The sequence below is a fragment of the Sphingobacterium sp. UBA865 genome (assembly GCF_002295765.1).
In the GTDB taxonomy this organism is placed as follows: domain Bacteria; phylum Bacteroidota; class Bacteroidia; order Sphingobacteriales; family Sphingobacteriaceae; genus Sphingobacterium; species Sphingobacterium multivorum.
Window position 1 is genome coordinate 1 of sequence record NZ_DBGB01000023.1, and the last position, 17,036, is coordinate 17,036.

Genomic DNA, 17,036 nt, shown 5'->3' on the forward strand with positions numbered 1-17,036 from the left:
CCCCAAACTTTCGGTATGATCCTAAAAAAAGCTTCTCGATTGAGAAGCTTTAGTACCCGGAGCCGGAGTCGAACCGGCACGGTTTCCCACTGGTGTTTGAGACCAGCGCGTCTACCAATTCCGCCATCCGGGCATATCCGTTTGGGATGATGCAAAAGTAAGTAAAGTTTTTATTATTCCAAATCACTATACTGATCATTTTTAAAACTCATTGAAAATGAATGAGAAAATTTTAAAAAAACTTTTCATTTCCCTATAGAACGATTGAAAACGACCTTTTTTACGTATTTTTAATCAGAAAACAATCAAATGATTATGGAAAAAGTAAAACTCGGAAACAGTGAAATTGAATTCAAACCTCTTGTTTTCGGTGGAAATGTATTTGGCTGGACCGTCGATGAGAAACAATCTTTCGCCCTGTTAGATGCTTTTATCGATATGGGATTCAGTCTTATTGATACATCCAACAACTATTCACATTGGGTGCCGGGACACAGTGGGTCAGAATCAGAAACAATCATTGGCAAATGGATCAGCAAAAGAGATATTCGCGATAAAATTCAGATTGCAACAAAAGTCGGCGGACGTCGAATAGACAATAGTAAACCTAATCTTAAAAAAGAGTATATTATTAAATCTGTGGAAGATTCACTCCTGCGATTGAATGTAGACACAATCGATCTTTATCAATCTCATCACGATGATCTGACAACTGGAATCGATGAAACACTGGAGGCTTATCATAACCTGATACAGAATGGAAAAATAAAATGGATCGGTGCTTCCAACCTAAGTCCAGAACGGATTTCAGAATCCCTTCGTATAGCCGAAGACCACAATTTACCGTATTATATCGCTATTCAGCCCGAATATAACCTTTACGACCGGATGAAATACGAAGAGCAGTATGAACAATTGGCCCTCGATAATCATCTTGGCGTCATCAGCTATTATTCACTTGCCAGTGGTTTCCTGTCGGGTAAATACCGCTCTATTGATGACATCAAAGGTGCCAAGCGTTATGACGCATTAAAAGACAAGTTTAACACCCGCGGCCTGCGCATTTTAGATGTTTTGGCTGAGATAGCACATACACAACAAGCTAGCATGTCCGCTATAGCGTTAGCCTGGAGTTTACACAGGCCTTCAGTTACAGCGCCTATAGTGAGTGCAACTAGTATCCAGCAGCTCGAAGAACTTAGCAGAGCTGTAGAAATCAAGCTGACACCGGAAGAGTATTACCTCTTAAACCAAGCAAGCGATTACTAGACCAAAAGCACAAAAAAACAATCTAGTATATTGAAAATAAGAACATTAAAAATATACTAATCAAGTTACCAAATAATATTTGGCTATACCGTATAGGAGAAAGTGAGCTGTTCTAAAATAAAGAAAACAGATGATTTAGATAACGAATATAAACACCTGTTTTTCAATAACTTTTTCTCAGCCCGAGGCAACTTATCTTATTTTTTCATTCAGTAAGGATAAAATGGAAACAGGCACCATTGCACTGATATCCCCTCCATTAAACCACACATCTCTAACAATGGAAGAAGAAATATGAGCCGTTCCAGATCTACTCATCAAAAAATAGCTTTCTACCTCGTTATTGAGCAACAGATTATTTTGAGCAATGGCGTTTTCAAATTCAAAATCATTGGTATTGCGGAGCCCTCGCAATATAAAACGCGCTTTAACCTGCTTGCAGAAATCCACTGTAAGACCTTTATATTTATGCACCTCAACCCTACTTACGTCGTTAAAAACACGGCTAATTGAATCTACCCGTTCGTCGTGATCTAACATTCCTTTTTTATTGGCGTTATAGCCCACTGCAATAATAATTTTATCAAATAGCGGCATTGCTCTTTCAACAAGATCTTGATGAGCCAATGTAAAGGGATCAAAAGAGCCCGGAAAAACAGCAATTTTCATATTAGATAGTCTTAGCGTAAAAGGAAAATGATGAATACCCGTATTTTCTAGTTTCTATAAAATTTGGATGATCTTCCATTTGTCTTGTTGACGGATGCTCAACAACAAGGAGCCCATGTTCATGCAACAATTCCTGTTCAAAAATTAATTTTGGTAATTGTGGCAATTTAGGAATATCATAAGGTGGATCTGCAAAAATAAAATCGTAAGTATTCTTACAACTGGCAATGAACTTAAACACATCGGCTTTCCTTGCTTTAATCTGCTCCAATTTCATTTTATCCGCCGTATCATTGATGTATTGCATACATTTGAAATGAAGGTCTATCGCATCCACACGCTCAACATCCCGCGATGCAAGCTCAAAACTAATATTCCCTGTCCCTGCAAAAAGATCCAGACAGTGTAACCCATCAAAATCTAGTCTGTTCTGCAAAATATTAAACAGCGCTTCCTTAGCGATATCCGTGGTTGGTCTCACAGGTAAATTAGTTGGTGGATTCAACCTTAAGCCACCTAAACGACCTCCGATTATTCGCATAGTATAGAATCAAATAATACGTTATACGGCGTCAAATTTGACTCGATCTCGCTATCCGCCAATACAACTTTGGTTTTCAAATCCAATATTTCGATATCACCAGCATAAGTAGAGATACGTTTATAATAGGATTCATTTGGAATTTCTCCTGAAAGGAGCACCTTATTGATGGAGTCCCCTAGATTGAATAGCGTTAAAATATTAAGTACATAGTAGCTAATATCATCTAGATTATGAATTTCAAAACTATTATAAAGCTGAAAAACCCCGTTTTTAAACAGATAAAAATCAACTGTATTTTCAGCTACAAAATGAAGCCCCAACACACTGCCTCTAATGGATACACGCTCCTGCGCGCGATCGAGCACAACAGCGAATTCGGGAAGTATAATAGCATCTGGAAACAACCTCTTCCATCTATTTAATAACAGTCCATCAAACTGGTAAACAGCAACTAAATTAAGACTATCTAAAGAATAGCTAAATGTATTCTCAAGATCGGATGTACCTAAAAACTGTAGGTAATCGCTCATCTGTTCGCTCAGAAAAAACTCTTTTGGAATAAACGTAAAAGTTTGATGCGGTATCACAACGCGAACAAATCGAAATGGAAGGCTCATAATTCGTGTGGCATCCAAAATGGGCTCTTCTGACGGATACTCGATCAAAATCGGTGCAACCGACTTTTTATCAACCACTGCCAAGACATCCTTCTGAAAGCCAGCCTTGACCAAAAGATTGTACTCCGGTAAATAATGAATATTAAATTGTTTTGAAATATAATTCATTCGCTGAATTGTAAAAATTAAAACTTCTTAGAGCAAAAATAGCTTTTTCTAGAGGATAAGACAAACCTTTTAAATAACTTTGAGGGTGTTCATCAAAAATCTGTTAATACAGCAATTCCCATGGCAGGCCACCGATCAGCAGTTGGAGGCCTTCGAATTACTGCAAGAATTTCTACTCGCTTTTGACAAGCAATCCTGCTTTGTACTGAGAGGATACGCCGGTACGGGAAAGACAACGTTAATTTCGGCACTGGTCAAAGTACTACCTGCATTGCGCAAAAAAGCTGTTCTGCTGGCTCCAACGGGCAGGGCCGCAAAAGTAATCACCTATTATTCGGGACGGAAAGCACTAACAATCCACAAGAAAATCTATCGAAAAAAATCTGCTGTTTCATTTCATCTGGATTTCACTTTAGCGGAGAACCTTCATGAAGATACTTTATTTATCATCGATGAGGCTTCTATGATATCCAATGCACCTGTGAATGCGTTTTCAGGAAGTCTTTTGGATGACCTGATCCGCTATGTGCAATCAGGAAAGAACTGCACGCTATTATTTGTTGGGGATACCGCCCAGTTACCTCCTGTAGGACTCCTAGACAGCCCCGCATTAAACCCAAGTTATCTCGAAAGTGAATTTCATCTATGCGTTTATCCATATGAACTGACCTCCGTTGTCCGTCAATCCAAAGATTCCGGCATACTGTATAATGCGACAAAAATACGCGAAGAGATAACCTCAGCTGAAGAAGATCAAGATGACTTTCCCTTCCCCAAATTCATAACAAAAGGATTTAAAGACCTTTACAGAATGACAGGTGAACGGTTAATCGAAGGGATAAACTATGCCTATGACAAATATGGAGTCGAAAATACAATGATTATCTGTCGTTCAAATCGCTCTGCAAACCTATACAACCAAAATATAAGGAACCGAATTTTGTTCCGGGACGAGGAGCTGACCGGCGGAGATTACATTATGGTTGTTAAGAACAACTACTTCTGGTTGCAGGAAAACAATATGGGCGATGGGTTTATTGCAAATGGTGATATGGCCAAGGTGCGAAAAGTGAGCAATATCCATGACCAGCATGGATTTCGATTTGCAGATGTCACACTTGAATTTGTAGACATTGATGAAATAGAGCCTATCACTTGCCGCGTGATCCTAGACAGCCTCTATACGGACAGTCCCAACCTGCCTTATGAAACCCAGAAAGCACTCTACGAAGAGATCGCCTTGGATTATGCCGATATTATGGATAAAAAAGACCGTCTCGAAGCAATCAAAAAGGATCCCTATTATAATGCGCTTCAGATTAAATTTGCATTTGCAATTACCTGCCATAAAGCGCAGGGCGGCCAATGGCCAATCGTCTTTGTCGACCAGGGTTATATAAACGATGACATGTTGGATCTTGAATTTTTAAGATGGCTGTATACGGGAGTGACACGGGCAACAAAAGAGCTTTTTTTGGTTAATTTCAGTGAAAATTTCTATCCATCATAGGATTATTACACGAATTATTCGCAAAAGAACCTAATTATAAATATTTTTACGTCCAAAACCATTACTATACAATTATCTATATCATTATTTAATGCATAAGTTCTACTTTATCTTAGCAGCCAGCTTATTACCCTATATTGGCACTGCACAACAGGCGAAAGAGGTGCCTATAAAAGCCAACTATCAGTTAGCGGCGAAATTTTCTCCTGAAAAATTAAAGAAAATGATTTTTTCAACGAGTATCAAACCAAACTGGATCAATTTTTCTGATCGCTTTTGGTATGATTACGCAAGCCCACAAGGAAGAAATTGGTACATTGTTAACCCGGCCCTCAAAAAGAAAGAACTTCTTTTCAATAATGACGACATCGCTGCTCAAATTACTAAAATCGTTAAAAACCCAGTAGATGCCCAACATTTGGAATTACAAGGGCTTCGATTCACCAAAGATGAGAAAAAATTAAGATTTCAGGTTCAGAGCACCCAAGATACCGTGAAATCCAAAGATGAAATACAAAAGCTCAAAAATAAGTCCGACACCACTAAAAAGAAACTCTTTTATCTGGAATACGACCTGGCAACAAAGTCTGTCTTAGAAATCAGTGACTCGACAAAAGTTAAATCGCCATTGGGTTGGGCGACATACTCGCCTGACACCAATACAGTCTATTTTGCGAAAGATTACAACTTGTATTGGATGGACAAATCCAACTATCTTAAAGCGGTAAAGGATGAAAAAGACAGCACCATTGTTGAGCACCAGATAACAAAAGACGGGGTGCAATATTATGCTTGGGGCGGTGATGAATATAGCACAACTACGGGTGAGGAAAAAGATAAAGACAACGATACTAAACGCAAGCGGGTATGGATCAGCTGGTCTCCGGATGGACGTTATTTTACCTTGACCAAAAAGGACAACCGTTCTCTAAAGCCCTTATGGGTAATCAATAATATTGGCTCATCCCGGCCGACACTTGAAACTTATAAATACCAAATGCCAGGCGAAGTCGATTCGACAGAAACTGAACTATATATCTTCGACGCGGCAGCAAAAACTCCACGCCGCATCAATATAGCTACGTTCAAAAATCAGACCCTCTCTACCTGGACCAAAACACCAGATAAAAATTCGTATAAAGAGGATTATTTTATCAACTACTGGTTAGGCAATAACGAGGAATTTTACATTTCACGTTCTAGCCGCGACCTGAAACGAATTGATCTCCTAAAGGTCAATATAAATGGCACAGTGAACAACATTATCCAAGAGCGTTCTAATGTATATCTGGATGTTCAAAAACCATTCCTGATTGAGAATAAAAAGCAATTGGTTCATTGGTCAGAAAGAGATGGCTGGGGCCATTACTACCTCTACGACACAAATGGAAAATTGATTAATCAAATCACAAAAGGTGCCTTTCATACGGAAGAAATTACTGGTTTAGACCCTGCTTCAGGAACACTATACTTTACAGCATCGGGCCGTGAGAAAAACGAAGACCCCTATTATCTGCATCAATACAGTGTAAATACTACTGGCTCCGGCATTAAACTATTAAACCCGGGAAATTTTGATCACCAGGTGGAAATGAGTGAATCCTCCCGATATTTTGTTAATAATTCCTCCAGAGTAAACACGACTCCTGAATCCGTCTTATACAATAGCAATGGACAGAAAGTAATGACATTGGAAAAAGCTGACCTATCCTTGCTATTTGCTGCAGGTTACAAATTTCCAGAACCTTTTAAAGTGAAAGCTGGGGATGGCACCACGGATCTCTATGGGGTCATGTACAAACCATTTGACTTTGATAGTACCAGGACGTATCCCATTGTCGAATATGTATATCCCGGACCTCAGACCGAAGCTGTCAATAAATCCTTTGGAAGAAGCATGGACAGAATTGACAGGCTAGCGCAATTCGGTTTTATCGTCATCACCGTTGGTAACCGTGGTGGACATCCTTCACGTTCGCAATGGTATCATACCTATGGATATGGCAATCTGCGCGATTATGGTTTGGAAGATAAAAAAGTAGCGGCGGAACAGCTCGCAGATCGTTATAAATACATCGACATTAACCGCGTTGGTATAACTGGTCACTCCGGCGGTGGTTTTATGTCTACAGCGGCGATGCTTGTTTACCCTGACTTCTTTAAAGTTGCGGTGTCTGGCGCCGGAAACCATGAAAATCAGATTTACAACCGCTGGTGGAGTGAGCGTCATCATGGGGTGACAGAAAAAGTATCGGCTAAAGGCGATACAACATTCTCCTACCAAATCAATAAAAATACAGAGCTCGCAAAAAACCTAAAAGGCAGACTACTTATCGCTACAGGAGACATTGACAACAATGTGCACCCGGCAAATTCAATTCGCATGGTAGACGCATTGATCAAGGCTAACAAAAGATTTGATTTCCTGCTATTACCTGGACAAAGACATGGCTTTGGCGATATGACGGAGTATTTCTTCTGGAAAATGGGCGATTACTTTAGCCAATATCTATTGGGTGATTCCAAGATGAACGAAGTTGACATGACTGAAATGAATCGAGAAAAGCCACAAAAATAACGGTTACATGACCTACAATGAAAAATTAGCATTTTTATCCGTTACCTTGAGATCTTTCGAGGTAACGGATTTTTCTTTGGAGATGCTCCAAGGAATAACCCTGGCTGATCTGCTGAACATCTCCTTAGAGAAGGATAAAAAGGTTGCCTTTCGCGCCGCATGGGTATTTGAAACCATCGTTTTAAAGAATACAGCGTTGCTAAAATCTGTTCTCCCGCAATTCTTGAACAATTTAAAAAAACAAAAAAACTGGAGTTGTCTTAGAAGCTATACTAAAATTCTATTATTTTTAACGTCTAAAAAAAATAAAGAATATACGCTCCAAAATGAGATAGAAGAAGAAATTATCGAGCACTCCTTTCAATGGATGATCGAACCTTCATGTCCTGTCGCTGTACTGGTCAACTGTCTGGACATCTTAAATAACCTACGAAAGAAGCACCCTTGGATATATGAGGAACTACAGGCTCAAATAAGCTATTTTCAACGGACAAAACCTAGCCCAGCTTTAATGAGCCGGACTAATAAAATTACCCAGCAAAAAAGTTAAAATACACTTTTCATTCGCGCTTAAAACAGTGTGTTTCCTTTCGAATGGTTGACACGCCCCAAGTGCTTATAGGCCGCTTCGGTACACTCGCGTCCTCTTGACGTTCGCATAATATATCCTTCTTGAATCAAAAAGGGTTCATAGACTTCCTCAATCGTACCTTCATCTTCACCAACAGCCGTGGCTACAGTTTTTAGTCCTACAGGACCACCTTTGAACTTGTCGATAATCGTCGTTAAGATTTTGTTGTCCATCTCGTCTAAACCATTTTCATCCACATTAAGCGCATGTAAAGCATATTTTGCTATTTCTTTATCGATGCTCCCGTTGCCCTTTATCTGCGCAAAATCTCGTGTGCGGCGCAGTAAAGCATTGGCTATCCGTGGTGTTCCCCTGCTCCTTCGCGCAATCTCGTAAGCTCCTTCATCAGAAATAGGTGTGTTTAAGATATGAGCCGAACGCAGCACGATAGTTGTCAGCAATTTTGCATCATAATATTGCAAGCGTGAATTAATTCCAAAGCGTGCGCGCAAGGGGGCTGTTAAAAGACCTGAGCGCGTTGTGGCACCAATCAAGGTAAACGGATTCAGAGAAATCTGCACAGACCGTGCATTTGGGCCTGTCTCCAGCATGATGTCGATTTTGAAATCTTCCATTGCCGAATAAAGATATTCCTCCACCAAAGGACTTAAACGATGGATCTCATCGATAAACAAAACATCACCTTCTTCCAGATTTGTCAATAAACCCGCTAAATCGCCCGGTTTATCCAATACAGGGCCCGAAGTAATTTTGATACCAACCCCCATCTCATTAGCAATGATATGGGATAAAGTCGTTTTTCCTAAGCCAGGGGGGCCATGCAGCAAGACGTGGTCCAGCGCCTCGCCTCTCAGCCTAGCCGCTTTCACAAAAATATTGAGGTTTTCTAATATTTTAGCCTGTCCTGTAAAGTCTTCGAAAGCCTGAGGCCGCAATGCTCGTTCAATATCACGATCTGTATTGCTCAGACGTTCAGGATTTGGATCTAAATTCTCGTTCATTGTGGCAACATTTTAATTTCTCTTATAGCGCTTACCTATGCTTCCCAGTTTCAATTGGATAACACCAAAAAATGCCTCCTTAAAGATACTTGTACTCATCTTTGATGTACCTTCAGTCCGATCTGTGAATATAATAGGGACTTCCACCACCTTAAAGCCATATTTTATGGCTGTAAATTTCATTTCAATCTGAAAAGCATAACCTACAAACTTAATCTTTTCAAGTGGGATTGTCCTGAGGACTTCTCTGGTAAAACAAACAAATCCCGCGGTAGCATCCTGGATATCTATTCCGGTTATAAAACGAACATATACCGAGGCGAAATAGGACATCAGTACCCGGCTCATCGGCCAATTGACCACGTTCACGCCCTTGATATAACGCGAACCTATGCTCATATCAGCACCATCCGCACAAGCCTGCCGTAAGCGAAGCAGATCCTCCGGATTGTGACTGAAATCTGCATCCATTTCAAAAATATATTGGTAGTGCTCGTGCGATAGCGCCCATTTAAATCCATGGATATAAGCTGTCCCTAAGCCCAGTTTCCCGGTCCGTTCTTCGATAAACAGACGGCCGGTAAATTCATTAAGCTGCAAATCCTTGATGATGGTAGCCGTCCCATCGGGAGAACCATCGTCTACAATTAAAATATCAAATGCATGTGATAAGGAAAAAACTTTGCGAATGATTTTTTCAATATTTTCCTTTTCATTATATGTTGGAATGATAACTAAACTATCCGTCACTTTTTTATATTTAAGACCAGTAAAGGTAATCATTTACGTTAAATTCTAATGCAGGAATTCGATGAAATATACAGGATAATCATCATTGCTCCGATGAAAAAGCAGTAAACCCTTCAAGCTCAAACCAACACACCGACATGCTAAATAAACAGCATCAATAGATTGCACGCCATAAAAAAGAGAAGCCCGTTACTTTGGGAGTAACGAGCTTTCATTAACCAATTATAAACTTAAATTATGAGACTGCAAATATGGTGAAAATTGCTTTCATTTACAAATTTATTTGCGTTTTCCTGCAACATTTTCAATACAGCCCCTATTTTATTTTGCTAAATCGTTTAGAAAACATGCATACTACCGCAATTTAGCGGTCTACCTCCCCCAAAACGATATCAATAGATCCAAGGATCGCAATTAAATCAGCAATTAATACGCCTTTTCCGAGTTCCGAAATCACCGAAAGGTTATTAAAACTTGGCCCCCTTGACTTTACACGCAGTGGAATATCTGATTTATCTTTAGTGACAAAGTAAAACCCTAATTCTCCTTTCGGATTTTCAGCACGGACATAGTAATCCTGAGCCTTCAAATTCACTTTCTTCGGAACCAGAGCCCTCGGATCAAATTCAGCTGTACGTTTAAAGTCTTTCTGTAATCGTTCAAGACATTGCTCAACAATGCGAACAGATTCTTTGACCTCATCTACCCTAACTTTATAACGATCCCAGCAATCGCCGATTATTCCCATCTCACCTTTTCCCACAGGTATCTCAAAATCAATTTCTGGGTAAACAGAATAGCCATCTATTCGTCTCAAATCCCATTTTATTCCCGAAGCGCGAAGCATGGGCCCTGATACACCATAATTTATGGCGACATCAGCAGGAAGTACCCCTATTTTAGCTGTACGGGAAATAAATATTTGGTTCTGTGTCAATATCTCATCCAGTTCGACCAATTTAGGCTTGAAATACACTATAAATTCAGCACAGCGCTCTTCAAAGCCTACAGGCAAATCATAAAATAAACCTCCTACCCAGATATAATTGTACAACATCCTGGAGCCAGATGCCCATTCCAACATATTCATAATATGCTCACGGTCGCGGAAACACCAAAGGAACGGTGTTGTTGCGCCGATATCAATCCCATATGTCCCAATAGCAATCAGGTGGGATGCAATTCGGTTGAGTTCACAGACCAGCACCCGGATGTACTCTATTCTTTTCGGTATTTTACTATCGAGACCAAGCATGCGTTCAACCCCCATCACGAAAGCATGACTATTGTTCATTGAGGCTAGATAATCCAGACGATCAGTAAAAGGAATTGTCTTTGCGTAATTTAACGATTCGGCATGTTTGTCAAAACAACGGTGCAGATAACCCAGATGTGGAACAACCTCTTTCACGATCTCTCCATCTGTAATCAGCTGCAGTCGGAGCACGCCATGCGTAGAAGGATGCTGAGGTCCCATATTTAACACCATTTCCTGACTGGATATCTCCGTAAGGTGTTTTTCATAGCGTATTAATGCCTCTTTATATTTTGGATTCGCCATTTCTATCAATTAATATGGATGCCATGATATTTTTCTGCCTCTTCATAATCCTTCCGTAAAGGATATCCTTCCCAATCGTCAGGTAGCAAAATCCTTCTAAGATCCGGATGTCCCTCAAAATAAATCCCCATCAGGTCAAATGCTTCGCGCTCATGCCAGTCTGCCGTGCGCCATACCGAAGTAAGCGAAGGAATCTCAGGGAGTTCATCGAGCGAACGATTACCAGACAACTCCACTTTTAAGACCAAACCGTGTTGATAAGGCAAGGAATTGAGATGGTAGACTACAGTAAAATGCGTTTGATAATCCACCGCAGTAAGGTTGCTTAAAAAATCAAAGTACAAACCCTCTGTATCTCTCAGGAATAAACATACGGCTATAATATCGCCCTTATCAATAAATAATGCAGGCTGCAGCCCATTGTGATCTTCTTTAAGAATAATTTGAGTTCCAAATCTGGAAACAAGCGTCGATTTAATTTCGTCAAATGTCATATTTATGGAGCTATGCGCGTAATCTTCCAGGAATCAGACACTTTTTTATAAACGATACGATCATGCAGCCGACTCGCACGTCCCTGCCAGAACTCGAAATAAATCGGTTTCAGTAAATAGCCGCCCCAATGTGAGGGTCTAGGTACAGCGTCGCTTCCATTATATTGGTTTTCGAGTTCTTCCACCCTGTTTTCTAAAAAACTGCGGTTTGGAATTTCATGGCTCTGCGGGGAGGCCAGTGCACCGATACGGCTCGCTTTAGGTCGCGATTGAAAATATTCATCCGAATCAGCTCCGCTCACAAATTCAATAACTCCTTCAATCCGGACCTGCCGCTGCAATTCAGGCCAGAAAAATAACAGTGCAGCATGCGGATTAGCTTTCATGTCTTCCCCCTTACGGCTCTCATAATTTGTAAAAAAGACTAAACCTTCTGATACAATATCCTTCAATAAAACAACTCTTGAGGATGGCAAATGATGGGAAGATACGGTTGAAAGCACCATGGCATTAGGTTCGATCACCTCGCTATGAATAGCCGCATCAAACCATTTTTTAAACTGGTGGACTGGATCACGATCCACATCCGATTCAGATAGGCTACCTAATACGTAATCCTGTCTGATTGCTGCAATATCATTATGTTGAATGGACATAGAAACCTGTTTTTATATCCTACAAACTTACTAAAATCATTGCTTTTTCTCTATAAAGTTAGTAGAAATTGACAAAATCCTAATTTTGGCACAAATCTCGCATAGATTAAATAAAAAAGATTAAATTCAATAAACAATTAAAATTCGCGCTATATGTTTACCGAACTAGACCCACAAAAAGGAAGTCTATTGATTTCCGAGCCATTTATGCTAGACCCTAGATTCCTCAGATCCGTGATATTGTTATGTGAATACAATACAGAGGGTTCCCTCGGATTTGTCCTAAATAATCAAACCAATGTTCGCATAGGCCAATTATTGGAATCTATACCGAATTGCAATTTCCCCATCTACGTCGGTGGTCCTGTGGCTCAGGAAAGTCTTTTTTTTGTACATAGCCGTTTTGATTTACTGCTAAGTGGCGAGGAAGTGGCTCCTGGAATCTATTTTGGAGGCGATGAAGAAAAGCTTATTGAAGCCATACAAACCGATAGCATAAAACCTGACGAATTAAAATTCTTTATCGGATATTCTGGATGGTCTGCCGGTCAGTTGGACGGCGAAATCAAAGAAAATAGCTGGGCTGTACAAAACAAATACCACCAACAGCTCATTTTTGAAGGTAATGGCGAATTGCTATGGAAGGATGCCATCATTGGATTAGGTCCCAAATATGCACATGTCGCCAACTTCCCACAGAGCCCAGGTCTAAATTAGCGAAAGGGACTTACGCTATATGACAGTTTGCTTTACGAGTCCGTAAATCACCGAATGAGCCTATGACAAAATAGGCGGTTTTCTGCCATCATGTCCTGTAGGGACGATTTGGAACACTGATTGTATGTTTTAAACAAATCATAAAATTAAAATAGCGACATACAAATTATGAATCCAGAAAAAGGTAGTATTTCAATTCACACGGAGAATATATTTCCCGTAATCAAAAAGTTCTTATACTCTGATAATGAAATTTTCTTGCGTGAACTGGTATCTAATGCCGTTGATGCTTCTCAAAAAATCAAACGTCTGGCTTCTTTGGGTCAATACCAAGGGGAAACAGGAGAATTGATTGTAGACGTAAAATTTGATGAAGCGGCCAAGACCATCACTATTTCCGATAATGGTATTGGTATGACAGCCGATGAAATAAAAAAATACATCAACCAGATCGCTTTCTCAGGAGCAACAGAGTTCATGGAAAAATTCAAGGAGGCAAATGACGCAAATGAAATCATTGGTCGCTTTGGTTTAGGCTTCTATTCCGCATTTATGGTAGCCGATACCGTAGAAATCCAATCTTTATCCTATCAAGATGGCGCAGAACCGGCTCATTGGACTTGCGATGGTAGTACATCTTACGAAATTTCTACGGGCTCAAGAACCACACGTGGTACCGACGTCATCTTACATATTAATGAAGAATCAACAGAATTTTTAAGCCAGGCACGACTACAGGACATTTTAGATAAGTATGCTAAATTTCTTCCTGTTTCAATCCGTTTTGGCACCAAAACAAATTCTGAACAGGACGGTGAAGACGAAGAAGGAAAACCAAAATACAAATCTGTAGAGGTAGATAATATCATCAATAATACCAATCCAGCCTGGACAAAATCACCGTCTGAATTAAAAGACGAAGATTATCTAGCCTTCTACCGCGAACTCTATCCATATTCAATGGATGAACCTTTGTTTTGGATACACCTCAATGTTGATTACCCATTCAACCTGACAGGTATCCTCTACTTCCCTAAAGTTAAAAATGAACTGGAAATCCAGCGTAATAAAATTAAACTCTATTCTCGACAAGTGTTTATCACCGACGAGGTGAAAGATATTGTTCCTGAATTCTTGATGTTACTTCATGGGGTAATTGATTCACCGGACATTCCGTTAAACGTATCCCGTTCATTTTTACAGGCAGACAGTAACGTAAAAAAAATCAACAGTTATATCACCAAAAAGGTGGCTGACAAATTGAACGAAATATTTAAGACCGACCGTAAGGGATTTGAAGAGAAATGGACGGATATCGGTTTATTTATCAAATACGGTATGCTTAGCGATGAGAAATTTGCTGAAAAAGCAAATGACTTCTGTTTAGTAAAAAACACAGGTAACCAAAGCTTCACCATTAAAGAGTATTACGAAAAGGTCAAAGATATCCAGGTAGATAAAGATGGTAACATTGTCTACTTATATACACATGACGCCGCTCAACAAGATGGCTTTATCCAAACAGCATTAAACAAAGGTTATGATGTTTTGATGCTTGATGGGCCATTGGATACACACTTTGCAGCTTATTTAGAGCAAAAGGGCGGCGATAAGGTACAGCTGAAACGTGTAGATGCTGACGTTATCGATAAGTTGATCCAAAAAGATGAAAAGGTTGAATTGGCCCTTTCAGAAGAAGAATCCAAAAAAGCGCTGGAGGTTTTCGAAAAAGCAATTTCGCGCCAAGATATGAAAGTTGAAGTTGACGCGTTAAATGAAAGTGACCTGCCTGTATCGGTAACAATTGATGAATTTATGCGTCGAATGAAAGATATGGCCAAGACAGGTGGTGGCATGAATTTTTATGGTTCATTGCCCGATAATTATAAGGTAACAGTCAATGGGAACCATCCGCTGATCAAAAGAATTTTATCGTCATCAGACGAAGAAGGTTCAAAACTGGCAAAACAAGCTTTTGATTTAGCACTCTTATCCAGAGGTTTATTGTCTGGAGCAGATCTGACATCTTTTGTGAAGAGAAGTGTAGAAATGATTTAAGGGTATTCCTTCTAATAAAAAAGGCGGTCTCTTTAATAGTAACCGCCTTTTTTATTAAAAATTGGACACAAATGACAAATTTGGAGCAGCCAAATGCATGGCATTATCGAAATGCAACCCTTTAGATGTTTTTTATTAAAATTTAATAAACTAATCTTCACCCAGTTGGCTTTAAACGCTGTTTTTTTTCAGTCAAATATTTGGAGGGAATAGGGTTTAATCGTACTTTTGTATCATCAAAATCACGGTAGGTATAGCTCAGTTGGTTAGAGCACTAGATTGTGGTTCTAGGGGTCGTCGGTTCGAGCCCGATTACTTACCCAAAAAGGCAGATCAAATGATCTGCCTTTTTTAATTTGATAAGTTCTCAGCCAACTAAACAAATGCTCCTTGACCAGCTACCCATCATCCGAACAAGCTTCAAAGGCAACTTCTTCCCTTTTACAGTTCAGGCACAGGATCCATAAGCCCTGGATGGCGCGGATCATAAATAGCCACAGCAACTTTAGAGTCCGCACAACCATAATATAAAAACCATTTTTGTTTAAAAAAGACCAATCCTTCGATAAAAACCGTTCCATCTATATATTGTCCACTTTTTTCGAAAGATTCCATGGGGCGTAAAAACGGAACATCCATTCGAGCCAATACGCTTGTCGGATCTCGTGGACTAAATAAAACCTGTCCAGCGGAATAGGTATTTTTATTAAAACGCACATCCCCTTTCTCAGCATGATTCTTACCATTGTATAGCAATACAATTCCTTTATCAGTCAAAACTGCTGGAGGACCGCACTCTGTCAACGAACTATCAAAGTAACCATCCCTCGGCGAAATGAAGGCTTTCAGTGTACCTCTATTATCTGTTACGGGTTCCCAGTCAATCAAATTATCGGATGTGGCGCCATAAACACCATGTTCTCCCCAGTACAACCAATATTTCCCATTGATTTTAGCTATAACCTGTTTGTTAACTTTCAATGTAGTCACAATAGAAGCCGATTTATGCGGTTCATTGACTAGAGTGCGCCTATTTCTCGAGTTCTTAAAAATAGGACCGTATTTAGTCCAGTGTTTCAGATCAGTGGATATTGCTACACCAAGCCGCGGTACCTTTCGGTTCCATTGGGTATAAAATAGCACAAAACGCCCATCCTCAGTCTGTGCTATCCGAGGATCTTCTGTCCCGCCAGGCCACTCGTTATCTTGCTGCTCATCAGGCCCCGGATAGAATATAGGCGTTTTCAGTCGTTCAAAATGAATACCGTCAGCACTAGCTGCTAACCCCAATCGGGAGGTCCGGTGGCCAATAGCTTTTCCTGTCCGATCTTCTGCACGATAAATGACATAGATACTATTTCCCCTTACTACTGCAGCAGGATTAAAAGTGTCGTTGTCCTCCCATCGAATTTCTTTCTTCAGCATTGGATCATAAAATACGGAACTCGTATCGGGCTCAATAATTGGATTGACACCTTTGGGCCGTTCAAAGCCTCCTAATACCCATTGTTCTTTTTTAAGCTTTCCAGCAGGCTGCACGCTGCAGCCGCATAAAAAGACGAACAGAATAGAGCCTGCAATTTTTACGATAATATTCATATTTTAATTGATTTCTATGGTTTTACATGTAGTAGCAAACAACAGCCTGTAAAAGTGAAAATTATAAATTGGTTACCACTGAAGAGCGATCGAAACTATTATTGATCATTCACAAATATAATGCTAATAGAAAAAAGTACCGCAAAAACAAGTTCAACAAAATTGAATTGGGATCAAAACTAAAAAACACAAATAAACAATTCAACGATAAATAACTCGAAATATTGCAATATATCGCAATACTAAAACGATT

Annotated in this window: 15 protein-coding genes and 2 tRNA genes; 7 read left to right on the forward strand and 10 right to left on the reverse strand. The window is 39.8% G+C overall.

Annotated features, from left to right (window positions below; all coding sequences use genetic code 11):
• Positions 1–53 precede the first annotated feature (53 nt).
• Positions 54–133 (reverse strand) — tRNA-Leu (locus tag B2O97_RS13255).
• 182 nt (positions 134–315) lie between these two features.
• Here B2O97_RS13255 and B2O97_RS13260 point away from each other — a divergent pair.
• Positions 316–1,269, forward strand: a complete 954-nt coding sequence (locus B2O97_RS13260; RefSeq protein ID WP_070564213.1) for an aldo/keto reductase — start codon at positions 316–318, stop codon at positions 1,267–1,269.
• A gap of 192 nt (positions 1,270–1,461) precedes the next feature.
• On the opposite strand, the gene coaD is transcribed toward B2O97_RS13260, so the two are convergent.
• From coaD to B2O97_RS13275, 3 genes are read right to left on the reverse strand one after another with little or no spacing between them, the layout of a single operon-like run.
• Positions 1,462–1,938: a pantetheine-phosphate adenylyltransferase gene (gene coaD, locus B2O97_RS13265; RefSeq protein WP_286767524.1), complete on the reverse strand. Its 477-nt coding sequence runs from the start codon at positions 1,936–1,938 to the stop codon at positions 1,462–1,464.
• A 1-nt stretch (position 1,939) separates the two neighbouring features.
• Positions 1,940–2,479 (reverse strand): 16S rRNA (guanine(966)-N(2))-methyltransferase RsmD, encoded by a 540-nt coding sequence (rsmD, locus tag B2O97_RS13270; protein ID WP_286767525.1) that lies wholly within the window; start codon positions 2,477–2,479, stop codon positions 1,940–1,942.
• A complete protein-coding gene (locus B2O97_RS13275; RefSeq protein ID WP_286767526.1) occupies positions 2,470–3,267 on the reverse strand; it encodes a DUF3822 family protein in 798 nt (265 codons plus the stop codon). Before B2O97_RS13275 ends, rsmD begins: the two co-directional genes overlap by 10 nt.
• Before the next feature lie 85 nt (positions 3,268–3,352).
• On the opposite strand from B2O97_RS13275, the gene B2O97_RS13280 reads away from it, so the two are divergent.
• From B2O97_RS13280 to B2O97_RS13290, 3 genes are all read left to right on the forward strand, one after another.
• Complete coding sequence (locus tag B2O97_RS13280; protein WP_286767527.1) at positions 3,353–4,777, forward strand: ATP-dependent DNA helicase; 1,425 nt, start codon at positions 3,353–3,355, stop codon at positions 4,775–4,777.
• Between the two features lie 91 nt (positions 4,778–4,868).
• The gene (locus B2O97_RS13285; RefSeq protein ID WP_286767528.1) at positions 4,869–7,355 is read left to right on the forward strand and encodes a S9 family peptidase; all 2,487 of its coding nucleotides are present in this window, start codon (positions 4,869–4,871) and stop codon (positions 7,353–7,355) included.
• A gap of 7 nt (positions 7,356–7,362) precedes the next feature.
• On the forward strand, positions 7,363–7,905 hold the full coding sequence (locus B2O97_RS13290; protein ID WP_286767529.1) for a hypothetical protein: 543 nt from the start codon (positions 7,363–7,365) through the stop codon (positions 7,903–7,905).
• Positions 7,906–7,925: 20 nt separating this feature from the next.
• On the opposite strand, the gene ruvB is transcribed toward B2O97_RS13290, so the two are convergent.
• The 5 genes from ruvB to pdxH all read right to left on the reverse strand — a co-directional run bounded on the left by ruvB (position 7,926) and on the right by pdxH (position 12,409).
• On the reverse strand, positions 7,926–8,948 hold the full coding sequence (gene ruvB, locus B2O97_RS13295) for a Holliday junction branch migration DNA helicase RuvB (RefSeq protein ID WP_046673408.1): 1,023 nt from the start codon (positions 8,946–8,948) through the stop codon (positions 7,926–7,928).
• 12 nt (positions 8,949–8,960) lie between these two features.
• On the reverse strand, positions 8,961–9,698 hold the full coding sequence (locus B2O97_RS13300) for a polyprenol monophosphomannose synthase (RefSeq protein ID WP_286767590.1): 738 nt from the start codon (positions 9,696–9,698) through the stop codon (positions 8,961–8,963).
• Positions 9,699–10,062: 364 nt separating this feature from the next.
• A complete protein-coding gene (locus B2O97_RS13305) occupies positions 10,063–11,259 on the reverse strand; it encodes an NADH-quinone oxidoreductase subunit D (RefSeq protein WP_414711302.1) in 1,197 nt (398 codons plus the stop codon).
• 5 nt (positions 11,260–11,264) lie between these two features.
• On the reverse strand, positions 11,265–11,753 hold the full coding sequence (locus B2O97_RS13310) for an NADH-quinone oxidoreductase subunit C (RefSeq protein ID WP_286767530.1): 489 nt from the start codon (positions 11,751–11,753) through the stop codon (positions 11,265–11,267).
• 2 nt (positions 11,754–11,755) lie between these two features.
• On the reverse strand, positions 11,756–12,409 hold the full coding sequence (gene pdxH, locus B2O97_RS13315) for a pyridoxamine 5'-phosphate oxidase (protein ID WP_286767531.1): 654 nt from the start codon (positions 12,407–12,409) through the stop codon (positions 11,756–11,758).
• A 153-nt stretch (positions 12,410–12,562) separates the two neighbouring features.
• Here pdxH and B2O97_RS13320 point away from each other — a divergent pair, with 153 nt between their 5' ends.
• The 3 genes from B2O97_RS13320 to B2O97_RS13330 all read left to right on the forward strand — a co-directional run bounded on the left by B2O97_RS13320 (position 12,563) and on the right by B2O97_RS13330 (position 15,505).
• On the forward strand, positions 12,563–13,126 hold the full coding sequence (locus B2O97_RS13320) for a YqgE/AlgH family protein (protein ID WP_286767532.1): 564 nt from the start codon (positions 12,563–12,565) through the stop codon (positions 13,124–13,126).
• A 168-nt stretch (positions 13,127–13,294) separates the two neighbouring features.
• The gene (gene htpG, locus B2O97_RS13325; protein ID WP_070564247.1) at positions 13,295–15,184 is read left to right on the forward strand and encodes a molecular chaperone HtpG; all 1,890 of its coding nucleotides are present in this window, start codon (positions 13,295–13,297) and stop codon (positions 15,182–15,184) included.
• Positions 15,185–15,431: 247 nt separating this feature from the next.
• Positions 15,432–15,505 (forward strand) — tRNA-His (locus B2O97_RS13330).
• A 120-nt stretch (positions 15,506–15,625) separates the two neighbouring features.
• On the opposite strand, the gene B2O97_RS13335 is transcribed toward B2O97_RS13330, so the two are convergent.
• Positions 15,626–16,783, reverse strand: a complete 1,158-nt coding sequence (locus tag B2O97_RS13335; protein ID WP_286767533.1) for a glycoside hydrolase family 130 protein — start codon at positions 16,781–16,783, stop codon at positions 15,626–15,628.
• Between the last annotated feature and the right edge of the window lie 253 nt (positions 16,784–17,036).

Coding starts and splice junctions, on each gene's coding strand:
- coaD (WP_286767524.1), bottom strand. CDS start 1,938: ATGAAAATTGCTGTTTTTCCGGGCTCTTTTGATCCCTTTACATTGGCT.
- B2O97_RS13310 (WP_286767530.1), bottom strand. CDS start 11,753: ATGACATTTGACGAAATTAAATCGACGCTTGTTTCCAGATTTGGAACT.
- B2O97_RS13290 (WP_286767529.1), top strand. CDS start 7,363: ATGACCTACAATGAAAAATTAGCATTTTTATCCGTTACCTTGAGATCT.
- B2O97_RS13320 (WP_286767532.1), top strand. CDS start 12,563: ATGTTTACCGAACTAGACCCACAAAAAGGAAGTCTATTGATTTCCGAG.
- B2O97_RS13305 (WP_414711302.1), bottom strand. CDS start 11,259: ATGGCGAATCCAAAATATAAAGAGGCATTAATACGCTATGAAAAACAC.
- ruvB (WP_046673408.1), bottom strand. CDS start 8,948: ATGAACGAGAATTTAGATCCAAATCCTGAACGTCTGAGCAATACAGAT.
- pdxH (WP_286767531.1), bottom strand. CDS start 12,409: ATGTCCATTCAACATAATGATATTGCAGCAATCAGACAGGATTACGTA.
- B2O97_RS13285 (WP_286767528.1), top strand. CDS start 4,869: ATGCATAAGTTCTACTTTATCTTAGCAGCCAGCTTATTACCCTATATT.
- B2O97_RS13335 (WP_286767533.1), bottom strand. CDS start 16,783: ATGAATATTATCGTAAAAATTGCAGGCTCTATTCTGTTCGTCTTTTTA.
- rsmD (WP_286767525.1), bottom strand. CDS start 2,479: ATGCGAATAATCGGAGGTCGTTTAGGTGGCTTAAGGTTGAATCCACCA.
- B2O97_RS13275 (WP_286767526.1), bottom strand. CDS start 3,267: ATGAATTATATTTCAAAACAATTTAATATTCATTATTTACCGGAGTAC.
- B2O97_RS13260 (WP_070564213.1), top strand. CDS start 316: ATGGAAAAAGTAAAACTCGGAAACAGTGAAATTGAATTCAAACCTCTT.
- htpG (WP_070564247.1), top strand. CDS start 13,295: ATGAATCCAGAAAAAGGTAGTATTTCAATTCACACGGAGAATATATTT.